This window comes from Exiguobacterium sp. AB2 (assembly GCF_000696055.1).
Classification (GTDB): Bacteria; Bacillota; Bacilli; order Exiguobacteriales; family Exiguobacteriaceae; genus Exiguobacterium; species Exiguobacterium alkaliphilum.
In genome coordinates this window covers 1-7,289 of the sequence record NZ_JNAA01000062.1, presented here as the reverse complement: position 1 = coordinate 7,289, position 7,289 = coordinate 1, and the positions used below count along the sequence as shown (strand labels likewise).

Sequence of the window (7,289 nt, the reverse complement as noted above, 5' to 3'; positions counted from 1 at the left end):
AATGGACCGTCCGCTCGACCTCTTCAAAGCCGAGACGCTCGTGAAACTGTTGGCTACCTGTATTGTCAATCTCGGTATCCGAGGCGAGCTCATAGCAACCGTTCGAGTGGGCAAACTTTGTAGCCGTCTCGATCAGTTGCGTCGCCACGTCGTTGCCTCGTTCCGGACCGATGACGTAAATCCCTTCGATGAATGCCGTCGGTTCTTCCGTGGCCCCAGGGATGTAGTCATATCGAAAGCTCAGTTGGCAAAATCCGATTGGCTCCTCCGTGATGGCGAGGAAGTAATGCATCTTGTCGGAACGAAGTCCAAGTCGGACTTCGGCCGACAGCTCGGCGACTGGCGCATCCGGCCAAAGCTGATGCATCAAACGGACTAGGGTGTGTACGTCACGTGACGTCGCCTTTTTGATCTGCATCGCGCCACCTCCTTTTAGGTTTCATACATCAAGTATAAAGGAAAAATATATAGAGATGTTAGAAAGGAGGGACTCCATGATGGCGTTCGATGAAGAACTCTTATATACGGTCTCTGAGACGAGCCGCGTCCGTTTCACGGGCATCGAGACGGAGAGGGCCCGCTACGATTTCGGTTTCGTCTATACGCATCAATTCATGGGCAAGGTACTCGTCGTCTGCATGCAGACCGGCCAGTCCGCGCTTCTCGATCAACATGCATTAGAAGAGCCGAGACAGCTGTACCCGATGCTCGGGATTGCATTACGAGATACGGATCATGTCGCTGAGTTTTTGCGGTTATGTTTAGAAGAAAAAGAAATAGACTCGGAAGAATCTTCTCTTGAAAAAATGTAAGCGTTTTCTTATAATGGGTGAAGGGGAAGCAATTCGATCATCATAAGCCACCTTTTCTTTTGATGACAACAAAGCGCACCGGTCAATCGACCGGTGCGCTTTCGTGTTAACGGATGGCTTTCGTCTGTTGAATCACTTTAATCATTTGGAGCGACTCGTCCTCGAGTCCTTGGACCGGAAGGCCTGCCTCGATGTTCGCCATGATATACTCGAGCGTCGATGCGGTGATGAGCTCGCCCGGGATGATGATTGGGATTCCCGGCGGGTAGACCATGATAAACTCGGCCGAGATGCGCCCGACGGCGTTCTCGAGCGGAATCGTCTCCGTCTCTTCGTAGAACGCGTCACGCGGGCTGAGCGCGAGCGGTGGAATCTCCGGGAGCATGATGGACAACGAATCGTTGTCAGACGTGTTATACACCGAAACGACGTCGCGCATCGCGTCGATCAATGCTTGGATCGTCGATTCGTCGTCCGCGCTCGTCACGATGAAGAGGACGTTCAATAAATCGGACATCTCGACTTCAATCTGATGCTTCTCACGTAAATACTTCTCAATCTCGAAGCCGGTGATTCCGAGCTCTCTGACCGAGACGAGCACTTTCGTCTCGTCAAGGGCGTACGTCGACTCAGAATGCAGTTCGGCGTGGCCGTATACGGATAGGTGCGGCATGTTATTGATGGCCGAACGCGCTGTACGAGCGAGCGAGAGGGCACGGTTGTTCATCGCCTCACCTTTCGTCGCGAGTTGTCGCCGGGCCGCGTCGAGCGAGGCGAGCAACAAATAAGACGTCGATGTCGTCGTGATCATCGACAACATCGCGTGAATTCGCTCAGGTGAGACGAGGCCCCGACGGACGTTCAAAATTGAGCTTCCCGTCATCGAACCGCCGAGCTTATGCACGCTCGTCGCCGCGACGTCAGCCCCAGCTTGCATGGCCGAGAGCGGCAATTCGTCATGGAACGGCAAGTGGACGCCGTGCGCCTCATCGACGAGGACAGGCACGTCCTGAGCGTGCGCGACCGCGACGATGCGCTCTAAGTCACCGGCCACCCCGAAGTATGTCGGGTTGATGACGAGGACGGCTTTCGTGTCCGGGTGCAACTCGAGCGCACGTTCGACAGCGCTCGCCGTGATGCCGTGGGCGATGCCGTACGTCTCGTCAAACTCCGGATGGATGAAGACCGGGTGGGCTCCTGTCAAAACGAGCGCCGACATGACAGACTTATGCACGTTGCGCGGGACGATAATCTTTTCGTTCGGTCCGACGACACCCATGATCATCGCCATGATGGCGCTTGACGTCCCTTGCACCGAGAAGAATGTCTCGTCGGCACGGAACGCGTCGGCGGCAAGTCGTTCCGCTTCAGCGATAGCTGCTTTCGGGTGATGCAAGTCATCGAGCGGTGCGATGTTGATTAAATCGATTTTGAGTGCGTTCTCGCCGATGAAGTCGCGAAACGCAGGATCCATTCCTTTTCCGCCTTTATGGCCAGGAATGTGGAATGCGATTGGATTCGTGTCGACGTGTTTGAGCAACGTGTCAAAAAGCGGTGTCTCGAGCTGTGTGGCAGCTTTCAATTTCAATAGTGAGCCCTCCTTGGAATCAGTTTGTAGGTGAGGTCGGTCAATAAAATCAAACTATATGTCTTTCCCCAATTGGCGTTTAAGAAATATCAGTAAAAATGATGCAACAAAAAAACTATAGAGATTTCCAACCCAACTTGCAATAGTTTTTTTTGTTGATACAATGAGTGACGAGGTGAACAATATGCAAATCAACTATCCAATCAATCCGGACTGGACGACCGAGGAGTTAATCGACGTCGTCGAGTTCTATAACCAAGTCGCACTCGCGAACGAAGGTGGCGTCGAACGGGAGGCATTTTTAGACGCGTATCGGACGTTCAAACGAATCGTGACGTCGAAGTCCGAGGAAAAACAATTGAGTGCCGTCCACGATGAACAGACCGGATACTCCACCTATCGTACGGTCCAAGCGGCATTAAAATCAAATACGAAGATTTTAAAAGTGTGAGTGTAGAAAGTGTGAGGAGACGCAACCGTTTTCTCATGCTTTTTTGTTAATTCCTGCAGAAATAGGGTACATATCACTAACAGTTAAATCAGGTTTAGGACCGGTTGAAGTGGGAATATACTCTCTAAGATAAAAAATTCAAAATAGTCAGACAATTATCTTTCTTTTTTGAATCTCATCTGATATACTCAATTCAACTCACTAAACCGTAACTTGTAGCCCAACTAAAGGAGTGTGGCATCTCATGAAACAAGTGATCGAGGCATTCAAAAGAAAAGACGCAGAAAAACGGATTCCGGTGCTGCGCTTAGAGATTGATTATGAATTGGCAACGCTCTTCGATGCAATGGCGTCACAAGATGATGCCACTGTCCAGGCTAGCAAGCATCGGTTAGAGAAATACCGCCAAGAACTTTTGCGTCTCGAAGCCTGACCCACAACCACCCATTCAACCAGTATTCCAAGCGGATACTGGTTTTTGTTTGGTACAATGCAGATAGAGGTGATATACATGTTGGAATGGTTTGCAATCGACTTAATCAAGCAAGCGGGGGAATATATTCGGCAACAGATTGACGAGCGGTACGAGATTGAGCGGAAGACAGGGAAAGGCGACTTGGTAACGGAGATCGACCGGGCCGTCGAACAGCTGATTGTCGACCGGATCCAAGACGCCTATCCGAACCATCATATTGTAGGCGAAGAGGGCATCTCAACCGGACCGGCCGACTTGACGGGGACGGTTTGGTTCGTCGACCCGATTGACGGCACGCTGAACTTTATCCATCAAAAGCGGATGTTCGCCATCTCGGTCGCTATCATGATTGACGAGGTCGTCGAATATGGGTTCGTCTACGATGTGATGGCGGACGAACTGTTCGTCGCGCGTCGAAATCAGGGGGCGACGTTAAACGGTAGGATCTTGCCTGCCATCGCAGAGCATTACGTAAGAGATGCATTCCTCAGCATGAACGCGACGTGGGTGACGCCGAACCGACAAATCGCACCGGAAGTGTTGGCGCCGATCGTCAAAGATTCGGTCGGGACACGTGCGCACGGTGCCGCCTCGCTCGAACTGGCGTGGCTTGCGGCAGGTCGCGTCGACGGCTATATCACAATGCGCAACATGCCCTGGGATTATGCGGCCGGTAAGTTGCTTGTCGAAGAAGTAGGTGGACGGGTCGCTTCCTTATATGGGGAGCCGATTCGTTACGATGGCAAGACGTCGGTCCTCGCCGGAAGCGAGACGTTCGTCAACGATGTCGTCAAGCATTACGTCATCGCCAAAGGCGCGACGCCGGAAGTACGGCCTGACTTAGAGATTCAGCCACAGGCGTCTTACAAAGATGTCGAGACGTTACTGCTTTTGGCAAACCCGCAGGAAGCGATGATTCAAGAACAGTTCAAAGCGGGGGAGACGTATGTCGCGATGCTCGGGGGCGAACTCGTCGGGGCATACATGCTCGTTCGGCGCAGCGACGAGTTGATTGAGCTCGTCAACATCGCCGTCAAGCCGGAACGCCAAAATCAGACGATTGGCCAACGATTGCTCCAAGACGCGATTCGGCGATCGAAGGGGAGCGGTGCGAAGCGGATGCTCGTCTGCACGGGCAACTCGAGTGTCGTCCAGCTCCGTTTCTATCAACAAGCCGGTTTTCGTTTCGAATCGGTCGAACGCGATTACTTCCCGAACCATGGGTACGCGGCGATTGAAGAAGACGGTCTCCCACTTCTCGACCGAATCTGTTTGACGCGAGATTTATAAATTGGAAAAGCCCGGGCATCGACTGTGCCCGGGCTTTTGTCATGATTGTTGGTTCGAGAGGACGCGACGGCGTAAGTTGATTCCGAAATACGTGGCGACCGCGCTTAACGCGAGGCTACCGATGATGATGGCGGCACTTCTTTCGGCGACGCCGACCCCGATACCGACAAACCCGGCAACGACGGCGATGGCGATGAGCACGAACAGCTTTTGCATGGAGATTCCCCCTTATTGTCTAATCTCCTCTATTGTATGCAAAAAAGATGATAAATGGAAACGGTAACAGTCGATAACGCTCGACAAAGGTAGTGGGACGTGTGCTATACTCTTAAAGTTGAATAAAAGATGAAACTTTTTTAAATAAGAGAGGACTAACTACATGAACGTAAGAACAAACCTTCGGAACGTAGCCATCATCGCCCACGTTGACCACGGTAAAACAACGCTAGTCGATGAATTGTTGAAACAGTCTGGGACATTCCGGACAAATGAAATGGTCGCTGAGCGCGCCATGGACTCGAACGATATCGAACGTGAGCGCGGAATCACGATTCTCGCGAAAAACACGGCAATCGATTATAAAGACACACGCATCAACATCGTAGATACGCCAGGTCACGCCGATTTCGGTGGAGAAGTTGAGCGAATCATGCGTATGGTTGACGGCGTTATCCTCGTCGTCGACGCGCGTGAAGGCTGCATGCCGCAAACGCGTTTCGTATTGAAGAAAGCACTCGACCAAGGTCTCCGTCCAATCGTCGTCGTCAACAAGATTGACAAGCCGATGGTACGTCCACTCGACGTCGTCGACGAAGTTGTCGACTTGTTGATCGACCTTGGAGCAGATGAAGATCAACTTGAATTCCCTGTCGTCTATACGTCTGCAGTCAGCGGTTCAAGTTCGTTCGATCCTGATCCAGAGAAGCAAGAAGATACAATCACGTACGTGCTCGACACAATCCTTGAGAACACGCCAGCGCCAATCGACAACTCGGATGAGCCGCTTCAGTTCCAAGTCACGATGCTCGACTACGATAACTACCTCGGCCGGATCGGTGTCGGTCGCGTCTTCCGTGGAAAAATCAAAGTCGGCGAGTCTGTGTCACTTTGCAAAACAGACGGTTCAATCAAGCAACTTCGTGTAACGAAATTGTTCGGTTACTTCGGCCTCAAGCGCGTTGAAATCGACGAAGCGAAAGCCGGTGACTTGATTGCCATCGCCGGGATGGAAGACATCAACGTCGGGGAGACGGTCACACCGGTCGGAAAAGAAGAGCCGCTTCCGCTCCTCCGCATCGATGAGCCGACGCTTCAAATGCGCTTCATGACAAACAACTCACCTTTCGCAGGACGCGAAGGCGATTTCGTGACAGCACGTAAAATCGAAGAGCGTTTGATGAAACAACTCGAGACGGACGTTTCACTCCGTGTCGAAAACACAGACTCACCTGACCAATGGATCGTTTCAGGACGCGGTGAACTTCACCTCGGAATCTTGATCGAGAACATGCGTCGTGAAGGGTATGAGCTTCAAGTTTCGAAGCCACAAGTTATCATCCGTGAGGACGAAGATGGTACGAAAATCGAGCCGTTCGAGCGCGTCATCATCGACGTGCCAGAAGAGTATACAGGTTCAGTCATGGAGTCGATCGGTCTCCGTAAAGGTGAACTTGCGAACATGAACACGAACGACAACGGTCAGACGCGTATGGAATTCATCGTTCCGTCACGTGGTCTCATCGGATACCGTAACGAGTTCTTGTCTGCGACACGCGGATACGGAATCTTGAACCACACGTTCGAAGAGTACCGTCCGTTCATCTCTGCTGACATCGGCGGCCGCCGTAGCGGTGTCATGGTTTGTATCGAACCTGGTAAGTCGACGGCTTACTCAATCGGTGCGCTTGAAGACCGTGGAACGATCTTCATCGAGCCAGGTACGGATGTGTACGAGGGAATGATCATCGGTGAATGTAACCGTGACGTCGACCTCGCCATCAACGCCGTCAAAGGGAAGCAGTTGACGAACATGCGTGCGTCATCAAAAGACTCGACACAAGTCTTGAAGCGTCCACGTGTCTTCTCACTCGAAGAGTCGCTCACATTCTTGAACGACGACGAGTACTGCGAAATCACGCCGGAGTCAATTCGTCTCCGTAAGAAAGTCTTGAACAAGAACGAACGCGAGAAGGCTGACAAGCGTCGTAAACTTGGTAAAGAATAATGAAATGGGAGCGCCTCGGCGTTCCCTTTTGTTTTGGATAGTGTAGAATGGATGTGTATGAAGTAAAGGGGGATTATCAGCTTGAAAGCTTCTCAAACGATGGACATCACACAAATCGATGTGCCGTGGATTGCCTCGCTCCTCGGCGTCGGCAGTGACGCGAACGACTTTTCGGTCGGGTTTAACGCGTTGATTATCACGGTCATCTTACTTACGATTCTCGTGTTCAAACTAGGTTTTGCCAAACAGTTGACGTGGTGGAAATCACTCGTCGTCTACATTCTCTTGTCACTCGGTGCCGGAACGATGGCGCTCGTCTTCTTCACGTGGCCGATTCCCGAAGTGCTTCTCGTCATGGCGATCGTCTTGGCGATTTATCGAGGACGCCTTTGGTGGAACCGCCGCCAAGGGATCGAATCCCACTAAAAAAATGACGTCCCGCACTATGC

The 7,289-nt window shown here is 51.8% G+C and carries 9 protein-coding genes; 6 read left to right on the top strand and 3 right to left on the bottom strand.

Annotation, left to right across the window (positions count from 1 at the left end; all coding sequences use genetic code 11):
• A partial coding sequence (locus tag DI14_RS08540) for a GNAT family N-acetyltransferase (RefSeq protein ID WP_034807548.1) occupies positions 1-418 on the bottom strand: 418 nt, incomplete at its 3' end.
• 76 nt (positions 419-494) lie between these two features.
• On the opposite strand from DI14_RS08540, the gene DI14_RS08535 reads away from it, so the two are divergent.
• On the top strand, positions 495-812 hold the full coding sequence (locus tag DI14_RS08535; RefSeq protein ID WP_034807546.1) for a DUF3055 domain-containing protein: 318 nt from the start codon (positions 495-497) through the stop codon (positions 810-812).
• Between the two features lie 106 nt (positions 813-918).
• On the opposite strand, the gene DI14_RS08530 is transcribed toward DI14_RS08535, so the two are convergent.
• Positions 919-2,400: an aminotransferase class I/II-fold pyridoxal phosphate-dependent enzyme gene (locus tag DI14_RS08530; RefSeq protein ID WP_034807544.1), complete on the bottom strand. Its 1,482-nt coding sequence runs from the start codon at positions 2,398-2,400 to the stop codon at positions 919-921.
• Positions 2,401-2,584: 184 nt separating this feature from the next.
• Here DI14_RS08530 and DI14_RS08525 point away from each other — a divergent pair, with 184 nt between their 5' ends.
• From DI14_RS08525 to DI14_RS08515, 3 genes are all read left to right on the top strand, one after another.
• Positions 2,585-2,851 (top strand): UPF0223 family protein, encoded by a 267-nt coding sequence (locus DI14_RS08525; RefSeq protein WP_034807542.1) that lies wholly within the window; start codon positions 2,585-2,587, stop codon positions 2,849-2,851.
• Between the two features lie 244 nt (positions 2,852-3,095).
• Positions 3,096-3,284, top strand: coding sequence for a hypothetical protein (locus tag DI14_RS08520; protein ID WP_015881266.1), 189 nt, complete (start codon positions 3,096-3,098; stop codon positions 3,282-3,284).
• A gap of 78 nt (positions 3,285-3,362) precedes the next feature.
• Positions 3,363-4,616 carry an inositol monophosphatase family protein gene (locus DI14_RS08515; protein WP_034807541.1) on the top strand — a complete coding sequence of 418 codons (1,254 nt, stop codon included), beginning with the start codon at positions 3,363-3,365 and terminating at the stop codon, positions 4,614-4,616.
• A 39-nt stretch (positions 4,617-4,655) separates the two neighbouring features.
• Here DI14_RS08515 and DI14_RS15465 read toward each other — a convergent pair whose 3' ends face one another.
• On the bottom strand, positions 4,656-4,832 hold the full coding sequence (locus DI14_RS15465) for a DUF5325 family protein (protein ID WP_034807540.1): 177 nt from the start codon (positions 4,830-4,832) through the stop codon (positions 4,656-4,658).
• 163 nt (positions 4,833-4,995) lie between these two features.
• On the opposite strand from DI14_RS15465, the gene typA reads away from it, so the two are divergent.
• Together typA and DI14_RS08500 are read left to right on the top strand one after the other, a co-directional pair.
• Complete coding sequence (typA, locus tag DI14_RS08505) at positions 4,996-6,840, top strand: translational GTPase TypA (RefSeq protein WP_034807539.1); 1,845 nt, start codon at positions 4,996-4,998, stop codon at positions 6,838-6,840.
• A gap of 81 nt (positions 6,841-6,921) precedes the next feature.
• Positions 6,922-7,266, top strand: coding sequence for a YlaH-like family protein (locus DI14_RS08500; RefSeq protein WP_235193430.1), 345 nt, complete (start codon positions 6,922-6,924; stop codon positions 7,264-7,266).
• The last annotated feature ends 23 nt before the right edge of the window (positions 7,267-7,289 follow it).

Coding starts and splice junctions, on each gene's coding strand:
- DI14_RS08535 (WP_034807546.1), top strand. CDS start 495: ATGATGGCGTTCGATGAAGAACTCTTATATACGGTCTCTGAGACGAGC.
- DI14_RS08525 (WP_034807542.1), top strand. CDS start 2,585: ATGCAAATCAACTATCCAATCAATCCGGACTGGACGACCGAGGAGTTA.
- DI14_RS08520 (WP_015881266.1), top strand. CDS start 3,096: ATGAAACAAGTGATCGAGGCATTCAAAAGAAAAGACGCAGAAAAACGG.
- DI14_RS08515 (WP_034807541.1), top strand. CDS start 3,363: ATGTTGGAATGGTTTGCAATCGACTTAATCAAGCAAGCGGGGGAATAT.
- DI14_RS15465 (WP_034807540.1), bottom strand. CDS start 4,832: ATGCAAAAGCTGTTCGTGCTCATCGCCATCGCCGTCGTTGCCGGGTTT.
- typA (WP_034807539.1), top strand. CDS start 4,996: ATGAACGTAAGAACAAACCTTCGGAACGTAGCCATCATCGCCCACGTT.